Source organism: Pseudomonas weihenstephanensis (assembly GCF_001043055.1).
In the GTDB taxonomy this organism is placed as follows: Bacteria; Pseudomonadota; Gammaproteobacteria; order Pseudomonadales; family Pseudomonadaceae; genus Aquipseudomonas; species Aquipseudomonas weihenstephanensis.
The window spans coordinates 58,741-74,248 of the sequence record NZ_JYLF01000012.1 but is presented as its reverse complement, the minus strand read 5'-3'; the positions used below and the strand labels follow the sequence as shown (position 1 = coordinate 74,248).

Below are 15,508 nucleotides of genomic sequence, written 5' to 3'. Positions count from 1 at the left end.
TAATTAAGCTGCTACAGAAATCAGCGCGCTCGCCACTCGGCCAGTCGCCCGCGTAACCGCGCGGCGCACTGGCTGTGCAACTGACTGACGCGCGACTCACTGACGCCCAGCACCTCACCGATTTCCTTGAGGTTGAGCTCTTCGTCGTAGTACAGCGCCAACACCAATCGCTCACGTTCGGGCAAGTTCGCAATCGCCTCGGCCAACGCGGCCTGAAAGCGCTCGTCTTCCAGGTCTCGCGATGGCTCAAGGTGCGCACTGGCGCCGTCCTCGTGCAGCCCTTCATGCTCGCCATCCTGTAACAGGTCGTCAAAGCTGAAGAGCCGGCTGCCCAAGGTGTCATTCAAAATGGCGTAATAATCATCCAGGCTTAAATTGAGTTCGGCCGCAACTTCGTGATCTTTAGCGTCACAACCGGTTTTTGCTTCAATTGCCCGAATGGCGTCGCTGACCATACGTGTGTTGCGGTGCACCGAGCGGGGAGCCCAGTCGCCTTTTCGCACTTCATCCAGCATCGCGCCACGGATACGAATACCCGCGTAGGTTTCGAAACTCGCCCCTTTGCTCGCATCGTATTTGGTCGAGACTTCAAGCAGGCCGATCATCCCGGCCTGGATCAAGTCTTCTACCTGCACGCTGGCGGGCAATCGCGCCAGCAGGTGATACGCGATGCGTTTAACCAAAGGCGCGTAACGTTCGATCAGCTCATATTGGCTGTCACGCGACGACTTGCTGTACATGCGATAGCCGCTGGCTGTCATTGGGCCGTTCCCGCACTGGTTTGCTGCACCAGGCGCTCAACAAAGAACTCCAGGTGCCCACGTGGATTAGCTGGCAAAGGCCAGGTGTCAACTTTTTGTGCAATGGCCTTGAACGCCAGTGCGCATTTTGAACGCGGGAAGGCTTCGTAAACGGCACGCTGTTTTTGCACCGCTTTGCGCACGCATTCGTCGTACGGCACAGCGCCTACGTATTGCAGGGCGACGTCCAAAAAGCGGTCCGTGACTTTGGTCAATTTGGCGAACAGGTTGCGCCCCTCTTGCGGGCTTTGGGCCATGTTGGCCAGCACCCGGAAACGGTTCATGCCGTAATCGCGGTTCAGCAGTTTGATCAGCGCGTAGGCGTCGGTGATCGAGGTGGGTTCGTCGCACACCACCAGCAGCACTTCCTGGGCGGCGCGCACAAAACTCACCACCGATTCGCCGATACCCGCGGCCGTGTCGATCACCAGCACATCAAGGTTGTCGCCAATTTCGCTGAACGCCTGAATCAGGCCCGCGTGTTGCGCCGCGCTCAGGTGAACCATGCTTTGAGTGCCCGAGGCCGCTGGCACGATTCGAATCCCGCCAGGGCCTTGCAGCAATACTTCGCGCAGCTCACACCGCCCCTCGACCACATCGGCCAGGGTGTATTTGGGCGTCAGGCCCAACAGAACGTCGACGTTCGCCAACCCCAGGTCAGCGTCCAGCAACATCACGCGCCTGCCCAACTCGGCAAGCGCCAGCGACAAGTTGACTGAAACGTTAGTTTTACCGACGCCACCCTTGCCGCCGGTCACTGCGATCACCTGTACGGGATGCATGCTGCCCATGATCTTTCTTTACCTTGTCTTACTTAGACGCGGCTACATACGCTGGCTGCGGGTTCCTCAACGGGAACAGGACTGTGCAGACCATCAATGTAGGTACATTGCAACGTAATCGTCACTACCTCAGCCAACCCGTTTGGAGGGGCTGTGGTAGATATCAGCGAACATATCGGCCATGGCCTCTTCGCTGGGTTCTTCCTGCATTTGTACACTGACCGCACGGCTCACCAATTGGTGGCGACGCGGCAGATGGAGGTCATCGGGAATACGCGGACCGTCCGTGAGATAGGCCACTGGCAGCTCGTGACTGATGGCCAGACTCAATACTTCGCCAAGGCTTGCGGTTTCATCCAGTTTGGTCAGGATGCAACCGGCAAGCCCGCAACGTTTATAGCTGTGGTAAGCCGCCGTCAGCACTTGTTTCTGACTGGTGGTGGCCAAGACCAGGTAATTTTTGGCTTTGATGCCGCGCCCAGCCAGGCTTTCAAGTTGCAGGCGCAGGGCCGGATCGCTGGCTTGCAGGCCCGCCGTGTCAACCAGTACTACGCGTTTGCGCAACAGTGGCTCAAGGGTTTGGCCCAATGACTGACCCGGCGCTACATGCGTGACCGGCACATTGAGGATGCGGCCCAGGGTTTTGAGTTGCTCCTGAGCACCAATGCGAAAGCTGTCCATGCTCACCAGCGCAATGTTCTGCGCGCCGTACTTGAGCACGTAACGCGCGGCCAACTTGGCCAGCGTGGTGGTTTTACCCATGCCCGCCGGGCCGACCATCGCAATCACGCCGCCCTCTTCGAGCGGCTCGATTTCCGGGGTTGCGATCATGCGGGCCAGGTACGCCAACAACATGCGCCACGCCTGGCGCGGCTCTTCGATCTCGGCGACTTGCTCCAGCAAATCGCGCGACAGCGGACCCGACAAGCCAATGCGCTGCAAACGACGCCACAGGTTGGCTTGCGCCGGTTTGCTGCCTTGCAGCTGGTTCCATGCCAACGAGCCTAACTGCACTTCCAGCAGTTCGCGCAAACCATTGAGCTCAAAGCGCATGGTGTCGAAGGCACGCTGGTCCATGCTCGGCGCGGCGGGCGCAGCCGGACGTGGCGGTTCATCAAAGGTTGGCTCGATCAACGGCTCGGCGGCGGTCAGCGGCAACCCGGCAAACAACTGCCGGCTCACGTCAGCCTCGCCTTCACCGCGCAGGCTCAGTTCAGCCTGGGCCGAAACGATCCGCGACTGGGTCTTGCGCAGCTCTTCTTCAAGCTCAACGTTAGGCACACGCGGTGCCAGCGCGGACAACTTGTAGTCCAGCGCGGCGGTCAACTCAACACCACCGGCAATGCGGCGGTTACCAATAATGGCGGCATCAGCCCCCAGCTCATCACGAACCAGTTTCATGGCCTGACGCATATCGGCGGCGAAAAAACGCTTCACTTGCATAAACCAAACCTCAGCCGTTCGGGCCTACTGTCGCAACGATGGTGACTTGCTTGTTGTCAGGGATTTCCTGGTACGCCAGCACATGCAGGTTGGGCACGGCCAGGCGGCCGAACCGCGAAAGCATCGCGCGTATCGGACCGGCGACCAACAGGATCACCGGGTTGCCTTGCATCTCTTGGCGTTGGGCGGCATCGATCAAGGAACGCTGCAACTTTTCAGCCATGCTTGGCTCCAGCAGAACGCCCTCTTCCTGACCTTGTCCTGCCTTTTGCAGACTATTGAGCAATATCTGTTCCAACCTTGGCTCCAGCGTGATAACTGGCAGCTCAGACTCAACGCCTACAATGCTTTGGACGATGGCGCGGGACAAACCAACCCGCACGGCGGCCACCAAAGCGGCGGTATCTTGACTCTTGTGCGCATTGTTCGCGACGGCTTCGGCAATACTACGAATGTCGCGTACGGGCACCTGTTCAGCCAGCAGGGCCTGCAAGACCTTGAGCAGTTGCGACAGGGTCAACACACCCGGCACCAACTCTTCAGCCAGTTTTGGCGAGGCCTTGGCCAGCAACTGCATCAACTGCTGCACTTCTTCATGCCCGATCAGCTCATGGGAGTGCTTGTACAAAATTTGGTTCAGGTGCGTGGCGACCACGGTGCTGGCGTCCACCACGGTGTAGCCCAATGATTGCGCCTGACTGCGCTGGCTGACCTCGATCCACACCGCTTCCAGGCCAAAGGCCGGATCTTTGGCGGTAATCCCGTTGAGGGTGCCGAACACCTGCCCCGGGTTGATCGCCAGCTCGCGGTCCGGGTAAATCTCGGCCTCGGCCAGAATCACTCCCATCAGGGTCAGGCGATAGGCGCTGGGCGCCAGATCGAGGTTGTCGCGAATGTGCACGGTGGGCATCAAAAAGCCCAAGTCCTGAGACAGCTTTTTACGCACGCCCTTGATCCGCGCCAGCAATTGCCCGCCTTGATTGCGGTCCACCAGCGGGATCAAGCGATAGCCCACTTCCAGGCCGATCATGTCGATGGGGGTCACGTCATCCCAACCCAGCTCTTTGGTGTCTTGTGCGCGGGCCGGTGAAGGCAGCAGCTCCTGTTGGCGCTGCACTTCTTGCAGGGCCTGAGTCTTGACCACGTTTTGCTTCTTCCACATCAAGTAGGCAGCGCCGCCCGCGACGGCGGCCAAACTCAGGAAGGCGAAGTGCGGCATGCCCGGCACGGCGCCCATCACCCCCATCAAACCGGCCGAGACTGCCAGCGCCTTGGGCGATGCAAACATCTGGCGGCTGATTTGCTTGCCCATCTCTTCGGAGCCAGAGGCACGGGTCACCATGATCGCGGCCGCGGTGGACAGCAGCAGGGAAGGCAATTGCGCCACCAAACCGTCACCGATCGTCAGCAAGGCATACACCTTGCCCGCTTCGCCGAACGTCATGCCGTGCTGGAACATGCCCACGGCCATGCCACCGATCAGGTTGATAAACAGAATCAACAGACCGGCGATGGCATCACCGCGTACAAATTTGCTGGCACCGTCCATCGAACCGTAGAACTCAGCCTCTTGGGCGACTTCCTGACGGCGCGACTTGGCCTGGTTCTGGTCGATCAAACCGGCGTTAAGGTCGGCGTCGATCGCCATCTGCTTGCCGGGCATGGCATCGAGGGTGAAACGTGCGCTCACCTCGGAGATACGCCCGGCCCCCTTGGTCACCACCACGAAGTTGATGATCATCAAAATCGCGAACACCACGATACCGACCACGTAGTTGCCGCCGATCACCACCTCACCGAACGCCTGAATCACCTTACCGGCGGCGCCGTGACCTTCTTGACCGTGAAGCATCACCACCCGCGTCGAAGCCACGTTGAGCGCCAGACGCATTAGCGTGGCGACCAGCAAAATGGTCGGGAACACCGCGAAATCCAGTGGGCGCAAGGCGTACACACAGACCAGCAACACCACAATCGACAGCGCAATATTGAAGGTAAAGAACACGTCCAGCAGGAACGCGGGGATCGGCAACATCATCATTGCCAGCATTACCAGCAACAACAGCGGCACACCCAACTGCCCCTGACCCAGACCGGCCAGACCGTTGCGTGCGGTGTTGATTAACTGAGAACGATCCAATGACATTGCAAGAAACCTTTAGCAAACTTTTGACGCCATATGCGCCGTGAAGCCTGCCTTTGCAAGAACCCTTCCAACTTTGGCAAATGGCCACATCAGATTCGAAAACCCACTCCCCAGCCCTCTGGGTGAGGGCCGGGGCGTTACGCAGGCCTAAACCGCTCAGTTCCAGCGCCACTCACCCAAATCAATCACCAGGCAGGCGCTACTGCTAACGCCAAACACCACATCGATCTTGCGATTAGGCTCATAACCCTTCGAACCTCGACCCCCAATCAAAATATCGCCGCAACGCCCGTCTCGGGTATGCGGTCGATCTTTCCACACCGGCACACTCTCAAGCTTCAATTGACGCACCAGATTGCACAGAATGAAGCTGCGCGCGCACATCCCGTTAATGCCTTCGAAACTCAACGACTTACGCAGAAAGCTCAACAGGGTCTCGCGCTCTTTTTCACAGCGCTCCAGCACAGCGGCGTAGTAGTCTTCGCGCCCGTACCCCTGCGGTACCGTGGGCAATGAAATAACCGCCAGCAAATCTTCACCTTCGGTACTAAAACCCACCACATGCTGATCGGGCGCTTGATCCAGCCAGAAAATCGCAAAGGTGGCATCCAGCACAGGAAATGACGGAAACAAGCCCTCCAGCTCAGCCATAGCCAACCCGTGAGACCCGCTTAACGCATAGGTTTTGACTGAACCGTCAGGGATGAGGGTCAACTCGATAGGCATCGTGCATCTCCATTGCAAACGACGAAACGCCAGGGTGCGCTCAAGGTTCAGTTAAGCAGGTTTGCGCCAACCCGATACTGCCAAAGCTGACAGCCTGCGCCACGTTACTCGTCGCGACGTAAATCCGGCGGGATCGGCAGATCGCTCAGAGGATCAGGCCGCTTGCCTTTGCCCGCCTGGTGCTGGCGGATCTGGTAGACGTAGGCCAAGACCTGCGCCACGGCCAAGTACAGGCCTGCGGGGATTTCCTGATCCAGCTCGGTGGAGTAGTAGATGGAGCGCGCCAACGCGGGCGACTCCAGCAGCAGGATGTCGTGCTTGGCGCCAATTTCACGGATCTTGAGCGCCAGAAAGTCGCTGCCCTTGGCCAGCAGCATGGGCGCAGCGCCCTTCTCCGGGTCGTATTTCAGAGCGACAGCAAAGTGGGTCGGGTTGGTGATGATGACGTCGGCATCCGGGATGGCGCTCATCATCCGGCGCTGACTCATCTCACGCTGGGTCTGGCGGATTCGTTGCTTAACTTCCGGGCGACCTTCCTGATCCTTGTGCTCATCGCGCACCTCCTGCTTGGTCATCAGCAGTTTCTTGTGGCTTTCCCACAACTGCACCGGCACGTCCACGGCCGCAATCAGGATCAACCCGCAAGCCATCCACAAGGCACTCCACGCCACCACTTGCAAGCTGTGGATGACGGCCGATTCAAGGGGTTCACGGGAGATGCGCTGCAAGTCGTCGATGTCGGACTTGAGCACCAACAACGCCACAATCAAGATGATAAAAAACTTGGCCAACGCCTTGAGCAGCTCGACCAGCGCCTTGGCCGAGAACATGCGCTTGATGCCCGCCGCAGGATTCATGCGGCTGAATTTGGGGGCCAGGCTGCCCGCCGCGAACAACCAGCCGCCCAGTGCAATAGGCCCGATCAACGCTGCAATCAACAAGGTAATAAGTACCGGCTGCAACGCCACCAGGGCGATCTTGCCTGAATGCAGGAGGAAGGCGCCCATCGAGTCAGTGTTGAGCAGCACTTCACGGCTGATGCTGAAGTTGTAGCGCATGATTTCCATCATGTCCTGCGCCAGCGCACCGCCGAAGATGATCAAGCCGATGGAGCCTGCGAGCATGATTGCCAGCGTATTGAGTTCTTTCGAGCGCGCGATCTCGCCCTTTTCCCTGGAGTCTTTTTTTCGTTTCTCCGTGGGGTCTTCTGTTTTATCGGCGCCACTCTCGCTTTCGGCCATCGCTAGCGCGCCTGTGCCAAGTCACGTAAAAACTGCAAGGCCTCGGTGGCCAGCGGTTGATACTGATTGAGAATGTCCGCCAGGCTGATCCACAGGATCACCATGCCCAGCACCAGGGTCAGCGGAAAGCCGATGGCGAAAATGTTCAATTGCGGGGCCGCACGGGTCATCACGCCGAATGCGATGTTGACCACCAACAGCGCGGTGATCGCTGGCAGCACCAGCAGCAAGGCGGCACCCAGCACCCAACCGAGCTTGCCAACCACTTCCCAGAAGTGATGCGTCAGCAACCCGCCTCCCACTGGTAAGGTGGTGAAGCTTTCGGTGAGCACCTCAAACACCACCAGGTGCCCGTTCATGGACAGAAACAACAACGTCACCAGCATGGTGAAGAACTGCCCGATGACCGCTACGTTGACCCCGTTGGCCGGGTCGACCATGGAGGCGAAGCCCATGCCCATCTGGATCGCCACAATTTGCCCGGCCACCACAAACGCCTGAAAAAACAATTGCAGCGAAAACCCGAGCAAGGCGCCGATGATGATTTGCTCGGCAATCAACATCAACCCACTGAGGTCCAGCGGGTTTACCGTCGGCAGCGGCGGCAAGCTCGGCATGATGGCCAAAGTGATGGCTATCGACAAAAACAGCTTGATGCGCTTGGGCACCAGGGTGGTGCCGATGATCGGCATGGTGGTCAACACTGCGCCTACCCGAAACAGCGGCAGCATAAAGCTGGCGACCCAGGTACTGATCTGCGCGTCCGTCAGGGCAAGCAGCGACATTTAGCCGATCAACTGCGGAATGCTGCCGTACAACGACAGGATGTATTCCATAAAGGTCTGCACCAACCACGGCCCCGCCACGATCAAGGTGACCAGCATCACCAGCAAGCGTGGCAAAAAGCTCAAGGTTTGTTCGTTGATTTGGGTGGCGGCCTGAAACATGGCCACCATCAAACCCACCAACAAGCTGGGCACCACCAACACAGCCACCATCATGGTGGTCAGCCACAAAGCACTGCGAAACAGGTCAACCGCGACTTCTGGGGTCATTGCGCATTACTCCCGGGCATGACTCACACTCCGCCAAAACTGCTGGCCAGCGTACCGATAATCAACGCCCAGCCATCCACCAGAACAAACAGCATGATCTTGAACGGCAGCGAAATAATCAGCGGCGACAGCATCATCATCCCCATGGCCATCAGCACACTGGCCACCACCAGATCGATGATCAGGAACGGAATGAAGATCATAAAACCGATCTGAAACGCCGTTTTAAGCTCGGAGGTCACAAACGCCGGCACCAGAATGGTCAAAGGCGCCGCATCCGGGGTGGCGATGTCCGTGCGCTTGGACAAACGCATGAACAGCTCAAGGTCACTGGTGCGGGTTTGAGCCAGCATGAAGTCCTTGATCGGGCCTTCTGCCTTAAGGATCGCATCCTGCGCCGAGAGCTTTTCCGCCAGGTAAGGCTGCAAGGCGTTTTCGTTAATTTTGTCGAACACCGGGGCCATGATGAACATAGTCAAAAACAGCGCCATGCCCGTCAAAATCTGGTTTGACGGCGTTTGCTGCAAGCCCAGCGCCTGACGCAGGATGGAAAACACAATGATGATGCGCGTAAAGCTGGTCATCAGCATGACGAACGCCGGGATAAAGCTCAGCGCTGTCATGATCAGCAGAATTTGCAAGCTGACCGAATATTCCTGCTGCCCGTTGGCACCGGTACCCAAGGTAATGGCCGGGATCGACAACGGGTCGGCGCCGAACGCCAACGGCGCGGCCAGCGCTAACAACAGCGCAATGACTAAACGCATTACGGCTTGTCCTTTTGATTACCCATCAGTTCCATCAGGCGCTTGGCAAACTCCGGCGTTGCAGGCTGCGAAGACTCCGGCAATTGCACCGGCTCCTTGAGCACATGCAGCGGCGTGATACGCCCCGGCGTCAAGCCCAACAAAATTTGCTCATTGCCCACCTGCACCAGCACCAACCGGTCACGCGCGCCCAGCGCACGCGAGCTGATGAGTTCGATCACCTGCCCCTGACGCGGCCCGGCGTGCTGAACCCTGCGCAGCAGCCAGGCCAGACCAAAGATCAGGCCCAGCACCAGCAGCAAGCCCAACACCAGTTGCGTGAGCTGCCCGCCGATGCCACTGCCCACCACGGGCGCGACAGCAGCGGTGGCCGTTGCAGCCGGCTCGGCCGCCAGCACGCTTAAAGGGAACGCCAGTAAACCGCCGAGTAACCGCTTCACTTAGCGCAGCTTCTTGATGCGTTCGCTTGGGCTGATCACGTCAGTCAGGCGAATGCCGAACTTTTCGTTGACCACAACCACTTCACCGTGCGCAATCAGGGTGCCGTTGACCAGCACATCCAGCGGCTCGCCGGCCAGGCGGTCCAGCTCGATTACCGATCCCTGGTTGAGTTGCAGCAGGTTACGAATGTTGATGTCGGTGCTGCCCACTTCCATGGAGATCGAGACCGGAATATCCAGAATCACGTCCAGGTTGGGGCCGTCCAGCGTCACCGGGTCGTTATTGCGCGGCACGCTGCCAAATTCTTCCATCGGCAAGCGATTGGAAGCCGGGGCCTTGGCCGCATCTGCCGCCAGCAAGGCGTCGATGTCGTGCTGGCCCACTTCGCCAGTTTCTTCCAGCGCAGCCGCCCATTCATCGGCGAGCGCCTGGTCTTCGGCAGAAGTTATATCGTGTTCGTCAGCCATCATTTGTCCTCGGCGGGCAGTCAATCAGTTACATAGCGAATTCTTGAAGACGGCGCTTAACGCCGCTCGATAGGCTCAACCACTTGCAGGGCGAGATTGCCCTTGTGCGAGCCCAGTTTGACCTTGAACGATGGCACGCCATTGGCACGCATCACCAGCTCGTCCTGTAATTCAATCGGGATCACGTCACCGGGCTGCATGTGCAAGATGTCACGCAGGCGCAATTGACGGCGCGCCACCGTGGCACTGAGCGGCACGCTGACATCCAGCACGTCTTCGCGCAGCGCCTTGCTCCAGCGCTCGTCCTGATCGTCGAGGTCGGACTGGAAACCGGCGTCGAGCATTTCACGCACCGGCTCGATCATTGAGTACGGCATGGTCACGTGCAGATCGCCGCCACCGCCGTCGAGTTCGATATGGAACGTGGAGACCACAATCGCCTCGCTCGGACCGACGATATTGGCCATGGCCGGGTTCACTTCCGAGTTGATGTACTCGAAATTGACTTCCATGATCGCCTGCCAAGCCTCTTTCAAATCAATGAACGCTTGCTCCAGCACCATGCGCACCACCCGCAACTCGGTCGGGGTGAACTCACGGCCTTCGATCTTGGCGTGGCGGCCGTCGCCACCGAAGAAGTTGTCGACCAGCTTGAACACCAGTTTGGCGTCCAGGATAAACAGCGCGGTGCCGCGCAACGGCTTGATCTTGACCAGGTTGAGGCTGGTGGGCACGTACAGCGAATGCACGTATTCACCGAACTTCATCACCTGTACCCCGCCCACCGCCACGTCAGCGGAGCGGCGCAGCATATTGAACATGCTGATGCGGGTGTAACGGGCGAAACGCTCGTTGATCATTTCGAGGGTCGGCATGCGCCCACGAACAATACGGTCCTGACTGGTCAGGTCGTAACTTTTGACACTGCCGGGTTCGGCAGCCATTTCGGTCTGTACCAGACCGTCATCAACGCCATGCAACAGCGCGTCGATCTCATCCTGGGACAGCAGGTCTTGCACGGCCATGTCGTGATCCTACTGCAATACGAAGTTAGTAAAGAGCACCTGATCGACGACCACTTTGCCGAGCTCTTTTTGCGCCACGGCCTGCACGCTGGCAGTCGCTTTTTGACGCAGCATTTCCTGGCCGACCGGTGTGGCGATGCTGTCGAAGGTCTCACCGGAAAACAGCATCACCAGGTTGTTACGGATCACCGGCATGTGCACTTTGAGTGCATCAAGATCGGCCTGGTTACGGGCCTGCATGGTCATGCTGAGCTGCATGTAGCGCTGGCGGCCATTGGCGTTGTAATTGACCACAAACGCGGGTGCCATCGGCTCATAAATGGCCGCGACTTTCACATTAGGGTCGATCACGGCTTCAGGCTTGCTCTGCGCGCTGTGCATGAAATACCAGGTAGCACCCACCGACACGCCAATCGCCAGCAGCAGCGCTACCACGATCAGGATGATCAGCTTGAATTTGCCTTTCTGGGCGGGGTCTTTCACTGCGTCGCTCTTCGCCATGCCAATAATCCGTCACTATTCGATTTTCACAGGTGCACGGCAAGGCAAGAGCAAGTGTTATGCCAGAAGTGAGGGCATCGTTGAAATCGACCTTGCAGGTGCTGCTGCGGGACGAGGCGGCGATCGGGCGCGCAGCCGGCGCAAACCCGGTGAGTAAGGTGCTTCAGGTCTGTGGGGGAATGAGAGTGCGGGCGCAACGCACCCGCTCGCAGCCTCGCACGACGCGTCAGCGACGACCTGACAAGAGTCAGGCGTAATAGTCGACGGCGCTGGAGCCCAAAATCACGCTGGGCGCAGCCGCTTCAACGCCTGCCACCGCCCCCTCGTCATCCGCCCCGCCGTCAAGTCGCCCGCCATTGCCCGTGCTGTTAGCGCGGCTTTGGTTCTGCTGTTCTTGACCTTGACCTTGCCAGTTGCGCGACTGATCTGACACGTTGACGTCGACCTGCCCCATCCCCTGCTGCGCAAACATCTCACGCAAACGGAACATTTGGCCTTCCAGGGCTTCACGTACGCCCGCATGCCCACTCATGAAGTTGACCTGCGCAGGCTGGTCAGCCGTCAGGTTGACCCGGATATCCAAACGCCCTAACTCGGCCGGCTCCAACTGGATGTCTGCCGACTTGAGGTTGGCGCTGGAGAGGTACATCACCCGATTGACCACTTCTTCAGACCAGCCGCTCTGGTGCATGGCCAAAGGCTGGTTGACCGGCAGTGCATTCGCCGTTTTGGGCACGGCCGCCTGGGTGAGCGCCGCCAGACGATTGGCGAAGTCATCGACCCGGGTGTCGCTCGACGCACTTTTGAGGTCTTTGAGGCCATCATCCACCAGCCCCTTGAAGGCTTTTTCGCCTCCCTCACCGCTGGCGTCCCCATCAGTCTTGGGCTCAATCAGCATGGCAATGCCGCTGGCCTGGGCCTGGGTTTGAGCCACAGGGCCAGTGGTTTCAGTGGGGGTGTTTTTGACGGGGGTCTGACTGCTGGCGGACACATGCCCACCCTGCTCCATCGCCAGGCGCACCGCTGGCAGGTCGTCAAGCGGGTCCGCCTGCGGATCGAAATGTTCGTCAGCCACCGGCTGCGGCTGAACGGCTTGGGCCGCATTCGCAGCCGCCGCGGCCAGCGGTGGGGTTTGTACCTCGGGCTGAACCGGTACGGCTTCGGGTTGCGGCTCAACCACCGGCACCGTCGGCACCACGGGCGGCGCTACCGCCAGCGGATCGCCAGACGCCGTATCGTCAGTCGGCTTGGCCGCCGTGTCGTCCTGATCGTCACCCGCAGCGTCTTTGTTCTTGCCGCCGGGCAAGGGTTTGCCGCTATCGGCAACAGCTGGCGCCTGGTCGCCCACCTTGTCGTTGCGCACATCGGGCTTTGGCGCGGCATCCGCCGCCTTGTCCCGCGCAGGCTTGGCCACTTTGTCAGCCGCACTCGCCGGGTCTTGCGACGCTTTGGCGTACACCTTCGAGAAGTTCTGAGCCCCGGCTTTAGCGGGCTCGGCAGCAGGCTGCGAAGCATTGGCGGCCGCCGCTTTGGATGCAGCAGCGGCAGGAGTCTGAAGAAGCGAGTTGGCGGCAAGAGGCATGTAAAGGTCTCCACTGTACGGCTGGCGTAGGTACAGGTCAGAGAACTAGAGCAAGGTTCGGGCCAGCTTTGGCAAAATCAATGAGAAACCACAAGAGGGCGGGGGCAGCGCTCGCGTTCTTGCACATACAGCCGCCTTACCATTTTGTACTCAGAGGTGACTTTCGAGACCAGTTCGTCTATCCCCACCAACGGACTTTTTTTTGCACGATCTTCAAGAATGCCGCACAAATGCGCCAAACGAATGGCACCCATGTTGCTGCTACTGCCTTTGAAGCTGTGCGCAACCGCCCCCAGGGCAGTCGCCTGTTGCGCACTGTTGAGTACCACAACGCACTTGTCCGAATCTGAAATAAAGGTATCCAACAGGTCCGCAAACCCACCTTCCATTACGTCACGCAGCGCATTCACTACCGCCTGGTCCATATGAATGTAGGACACTTGTTCACTCCTTGATCAAGAATGGGCCGGATTATGCCAGAGCCTCCCATGAAAACTCTACGTACGCAGTCCGACCATCGTCAGCCCAGCGCGCAGAGGGGCACAGTTGGCGCACAAGACTCACGCCGCGCCCTGACAGGCGGCCTCGATCCAATGGCCGCTCCAGTACCCGGCTTACGTCAAACCCCTCACCGCTGTCTTCAACCTGTAGCTGTAAGCGCCCCCCGTTGAGCATAGGTTCAACCCGCACATGCACCCGGACAAAACCCTCGGTAAGCGCCGCCAACCGCTGGTCACGGCACTGGTAGTAGCGGGAAAACCCTTGCGCATCGCGCTTGAGCCGTGAGTCCAGCCCCAATACGCCGTGCTCCAGCGCATTGGCATACAGCTCGGCCAATACCGCGTGGATTACCGCGCCCTGCGCACGCAGACCATGCACCTCCATGAGCAGTTGCAGCAGGTAAGGCAGCGGGTTGAACTGCTGTAACGAGGGGGCACGAAATTCAAAGCTCGCCGACCAGTCCAGCGGACTGCAACGCCCGCTGTCGGAGTACTGGGTGGCAGGCATTCCCAACGCTTGCGGCCGCTGCGAGGTGATGTGCACCATGCTCACGTCATCGCGCTTGCGGCCTTGAAAATCTCGCAGCGCCTGCACCACCTCATCAATCAGCCGCGCAGGCTCAGTGTTGCGGTCAAACACCCGCTGCAACCCCTCAACCCCGAACAACCGCTCCTGCTGATCGCTGGTATCTATCACCCCGTCAGACAGCAAAAACAGGTGATCGCCCGACACCATCGGCAACACCTCGGTGGTGTCGTCAAAAGCCTCGGCCTTTAACACACCCAACGGCAAGTGCCGCGACGGTAGGGGCGTACGCACCCCGCCCTTGCGAACATGAAGATAACCATCGGGCATGCCGCCATTCCACACTTCGACGATGCGCCGCTGAGCACTGACGCACACCAGGGCTGCGCAGCAAAACATGTCCACCGGCAGGATGCGCTTGAGCTTGGCATTCATCTCACGCAGCATTTCGGGCAGGCCATAGCCTTTGGCCGTCATGCTGTAAAACACTTCTGCCAAAGGCATGGCGCCAATCGCGGCGGGCAACCCGTGGCCGGTAAAGTCGCCGAGCAATACATGGGTGTCGCCAGTCGGCGTATACGCGGCGAGTAACAAGTCGCCATTGAACAACGCATACGGCGATTGCAAATACTGGATATTGGCCGCACTCAAACAGCCCGAGTGCGCCACCCGATCAAACACCGCCTTGGCCACCCGCTGTTCGTTAAGCAAATAACTGTTGTGTTGAGCAATCAGGTTGCGCTGTTGCAGTACCGTGTCTTGCAAACGCCGCAAGCGGTCCATAACGGTGATTTTGGCCGCCAACACCAAGGGGTTATAGGGTTTGATCAACACATCATCGCCCCCTGCCTCCAGCGCCCGTTTCAAGGCGTCGGCGTGTTCAAGCGAGGTCAGAAAAATAATCGGTACCAGCACCTCACCGGCCAGGGCTTTGATCTGGCGCGTCGCTTCAAAACCATCCATCACCGGCATCAAGGCGTCCATCAACACCAATTGCGGACGCAGCTCAATAAACAGCGCCACCGCTTCGGCGCCATTACCGGCCAACAGCACCTGATGGCCTTGTTTGCTCACGATACGCGACAGCAGCAAACGGTCGACCGCACTGTCTTCGGCGATCAACACCGTCAGCGTCTGAGCGTGCGGCAATGGCGTGTTCAACTGATGTCGAACAACTTATCGAAATTGGAGATGGCGAGAATTTTTCGCACATCACTATTGCAATTAACGACCCTCACATCGGACTCATCGCCACCGGCATATTCTCGTAACAGCAGCAGCATGCCCAGGGCGGAGCTGTCTACGTAGGTCGTCTCTTTTAGATCAACCACGAACAGCTCGGGCTTGGTCATAGGCTTTTCGTACGCCCCCCTGAAGTCCTGATGTTTGGCGAAATCAAAGCGGCCTTTAATACTAAGGGTCAGCGCAGTGCCTTCCGGCGACAGTTCAGATGTCACAGCCATAAGTACGCATCCTTCTCTGAGTTCGGGTGCTCAGACTATAGAC

General features: G+C 58.9%; 17 protein-coding genes. All 17 read right to left on the bottom strand.

Translation table 11 applies throughout. The features are described 5' to 3' along the window. Positions 1–20: 20 nt before the first annotated feature. The gene (gene fliA, locus TU86_RS21050) at positions 21–761 is read right to left on the bottom strand and encodes an RNA polymerase sigma factor FliA (RefSeq protein WP_048366258.1); all 741 of its coding nucleotides are present in this window, start codon (positions 759–761) and stop codon (positions 21–23) included. Beyond that, positions 758–1,591 (bottom strand): flagellar synthesis regulator FleN, encoded by an 834-nt coding sequence (gene fleN, locus TU86_RS21045; protein WP_048366257.1) that lies wholly within the window; start codon positions 1,589–1,591, stop codon positions 758–760. Before fleN ends, fliA begins: the two co-directional genes overlap by 4 nt. 120 nt (positions 1,592–1,711) lie before the next feature. Next, the gene (gene flhF / locus TU86_RS21040; RefSeq protein WP_048366256.1) at positions 1,712–3,025 is read right to left on the bottom strand and encodes a flagellar biosynthesis GTPase FlhF; all 1,314 of its coding nucleotides are present in this window, start codon (positions 3,023–3,025) and stop codon (positions 1,712–1,714) included. A gap of 10 nt (positions 3,026–3,035) precedes the next feature. After that, positions 3,036–5,165 carry a flagellar biosynthesis protein FlhA gene (gene flhA / locus TU86_RS21035; RefSeq protein WP_048366317.1) on the bottom strand — a complete coding sequence of 710 codons (2,130 nt, stop codon included), beginning with the start codon at positions 5,163–5,165 and terminating at the stop codon, positions 3,036–3,038. A 162-nt stretch (positions 5,166–5,327) separates the two neighbouring features. Continuing rightward, the gene (locus TU86_RS21030) at positions 5,328–5,897 is read right to left on the bottom strand and encodes a hypothetical protein (RefSeq protein WP_048366255.1); all 570 of its coding nucleotides are present in this window, start codon (positions 5,895–5,897) and stop codon (positions 5,328–5,330) included. A 104-nt stretch (positions 5,898–6,001) separates the two neighbouring features. Continuing rightward, positions 6,002–7,138, bottom strand: coding sequence for a flagellar biosynthesis protein FlhB (flhB, locus tag TU86_RS21025; protein WP_048366254.1), 1,137 nt, complete (start codon positions 7,136–7,138; stop codon positions 6,002–6,004). Positions 7,139–7,140: 2 nt separating this feature from the next. After that, complete coding sequence (gene fliR / locus TU86_RS21020) at positions 7,141–7,923, bottom strand: flagellar biosynthetic protein FliR (RefSeq protein ID WP_048366253.1); 783 nt, start codon at positions 7,921–7,923, stop codon at positions 7,141–7,143. Next, a complete protein-coding gene (gene fliQ / locus TU86_RS21015) occupies positions 7,924–8,193 on the bottom strand; it encodes a flagellar biosynthesis protein FliQ (RefSeq protein WP_047275932.1) in 270 nt (89 codons plus the stop codon). It lies immediately after the preceding gene. Positions 8,194–8,216: 23 nt separating this feature from the next. Beyond that, entirely contained in the window at positions 8,217–8,960 is a 744-nt protein-coding gene (fliP, locus tag TU86_RS21010; protein ID WP_048366252.1) for a flagellar type III secretion system pore protein FliP, read from the bottom strand. After that, positions 8,960–9,400, bottom strand: coding sequence for a flagellar biosynthetic protein FliO (gene fliO / locus TU86_RS21005; RefSeq protein WP_048366251.1), 441 nt, complete (start codon positions 9,398–9,400; stop codon positions 8,960–8,962). The genes fliP and fliO overlap by 1 nt, the downstream gene beginning before the upstream one ends. Next, entirely contained in the window at positions 9,401–9,868 is a 468-nt protein-coding gene (gene fliN, locus TU86_RS21000) for a flagellar motor switch protein FliN (RefSeq protein WP_048366250.1), read from the bottom strand. A 56-nt stretch (positions 9,869–9,924) separates the two neighbouring features. Then, positions 9,925–10,893 (bottom strand): flagellar motor switch protein FliM, encoded by a 969-nt coding sequence (gene fliM / locus TU86_RS20995; RefSeq protein ID WP_048366249.1) that lies wholly within the window; start codon positions 10,891–10,893, stop codon positions 9,925–9,927. Between the two features lie 9 nt (positions 10,894–10,902). Further along, positions 10,903–11,394, bottom strand: a complete 492-nt coding sequence (gene fliL / locus TU86_RS20990; RefSeq protein ID WP_048366248.1) for a flagellar basal body-associated protein FliL — start codon at positions 11,392–11,394, stop codon at positions 10,903–10,905. Positions 11,395–11,641: 247 nt separating this feature from the next. Beyond that, positions 11,642–12,976: a flagellar hook-length control protein FliK gene (locus TU86_RS20980; RefSeq protein WP_048366246.1), complete on the bottom strand. Its 1,335-nt coding sequence runs from the start codon at positions 12,974–12,976 to the stop codon at positions 11,642–11,644. Positions 12,977–13,053: 77 nt separating this feature from the next. Continuing rightward, positions 13,054–13,416, bottom strand: coding sequence for an Hpt domain-containing protein (locus TU86_RS20975; RefSeq protein WP_048366245.1), 363 nt, complete (start codon positions 13,414–13,416; stop codon positions 13,054–13,056). Positions 13,417–13,447: 31 nt separating this feature from the next. Further along, on the bottom strand, positions 13,448–15,163 hold the full coding sequence (locus TU86_RS20970) for an ATP-binding SpoIIE family protein phosphatase (RefSeq protein WP_420850459.1): 1,716 nt from the start codon (positions 15,161–15,163) through the stop codon (positions 13,448–13,450). Continuing rightward, a complete protein-coding gene (locus TU86_RS20965) occupies positions 15,160–15,465 on the bottom strand; it encodes an STAS domain-containing protein (protein WP_048366243.1) in 306 nt (101 codons plus the stop codon). Before TU86_RS20965 ends, TU86_RS20970 begins: the two co-directional genes overlap by 4 nt. Between the last annotated feature and the right edge of the window lie 43 nt (positions 15,466–15,508).

Coding starts and splice junctions, on each gene's coding strand:
- fliQ (WP_047275932.1), bottom strand. CDS start 8,193: ATGACCCCAGAAGTCGCGGTTGACCTGTTTCGCAGTGCTTTGTGGCTG.
- fliL (WP_048366248.1), bottom strand. CDS start 11,394: ATGGCGAAGAGCGACGCAGTGAAAGACCCCGCCCAGAAAGGCAAATTC.
- fliA (WP_048366258.1), bottom strand. CDS start 761: ATGACAGCCAGCGGCTATCGCATGTACAGCAAGTCGTCGCGTGACAGC.
- fliM (WP_048366249.1), bottom strand. CDS start 10,893: ATGGCCGTGCAAGACCTGCTGTCCCAGGATGAGATCGACGCGCTGTTG.
- fliP (WP_048366252.1), bottom strand. CDS start 8,960: ATGCGTTTAGTCATTGCGCTGTTGTTAGCGCTGGCCGCGCCGTTGGCG.
- fliR (WP_048366253.1), bottom strand. CDS start 7,923: ATGTCGCTGCTTGCCCTGACGGACGCGCAGATCAGTACCTGGGTCGCC.
- fliN (WP_048366250.1), bottom strand. CDS start 9,868: ATGGCTGACGAACACGATATAACTTCTGCCGAAGACCAGGCGCTCGCC.
- fleN (WP_048366257.1), bottom strand. CDS start 1,591: ATGGGCAGCATGCATCCCGTACAGGTGATCGCAGTGACCGGCGGCAAG.
- flhB (WP_048366254.1), bottom strand. CDS start 7,138: ATGGCCGAAAGCGAGAGTGGCGCCGATAAAACAGAAGACCCCACGGAG.
- TU86_RS21030 (WP_048366255.1), bottom strand. CDS start 5,897: ATGCCTATCGAGTTGACCCTCATCCCTGACGGTTCAGTCAAAACCTAT.
- TU86_RS20965 (WP_048366243.1), bottom strand. CDS start 15,465: ATGGCTGTGACATCTGAACTGTCGCCGGAAGGCACTGCGCTGACCCTT.
- flhF (WP_048366256.1), bottom strand. CDS start 3,025: ATGCAAGTGAAGCGTTTTTTCGCCGCCGATATGCGTCAGGCCATGAAA.
- TU86_RS20980 (WP_048366246.1), bottom strand. CDS start 12,976: ATGCCTCTTGCCGCCAACTCGCTTCTTCAGACTCCTGCCGCTGCTGCA.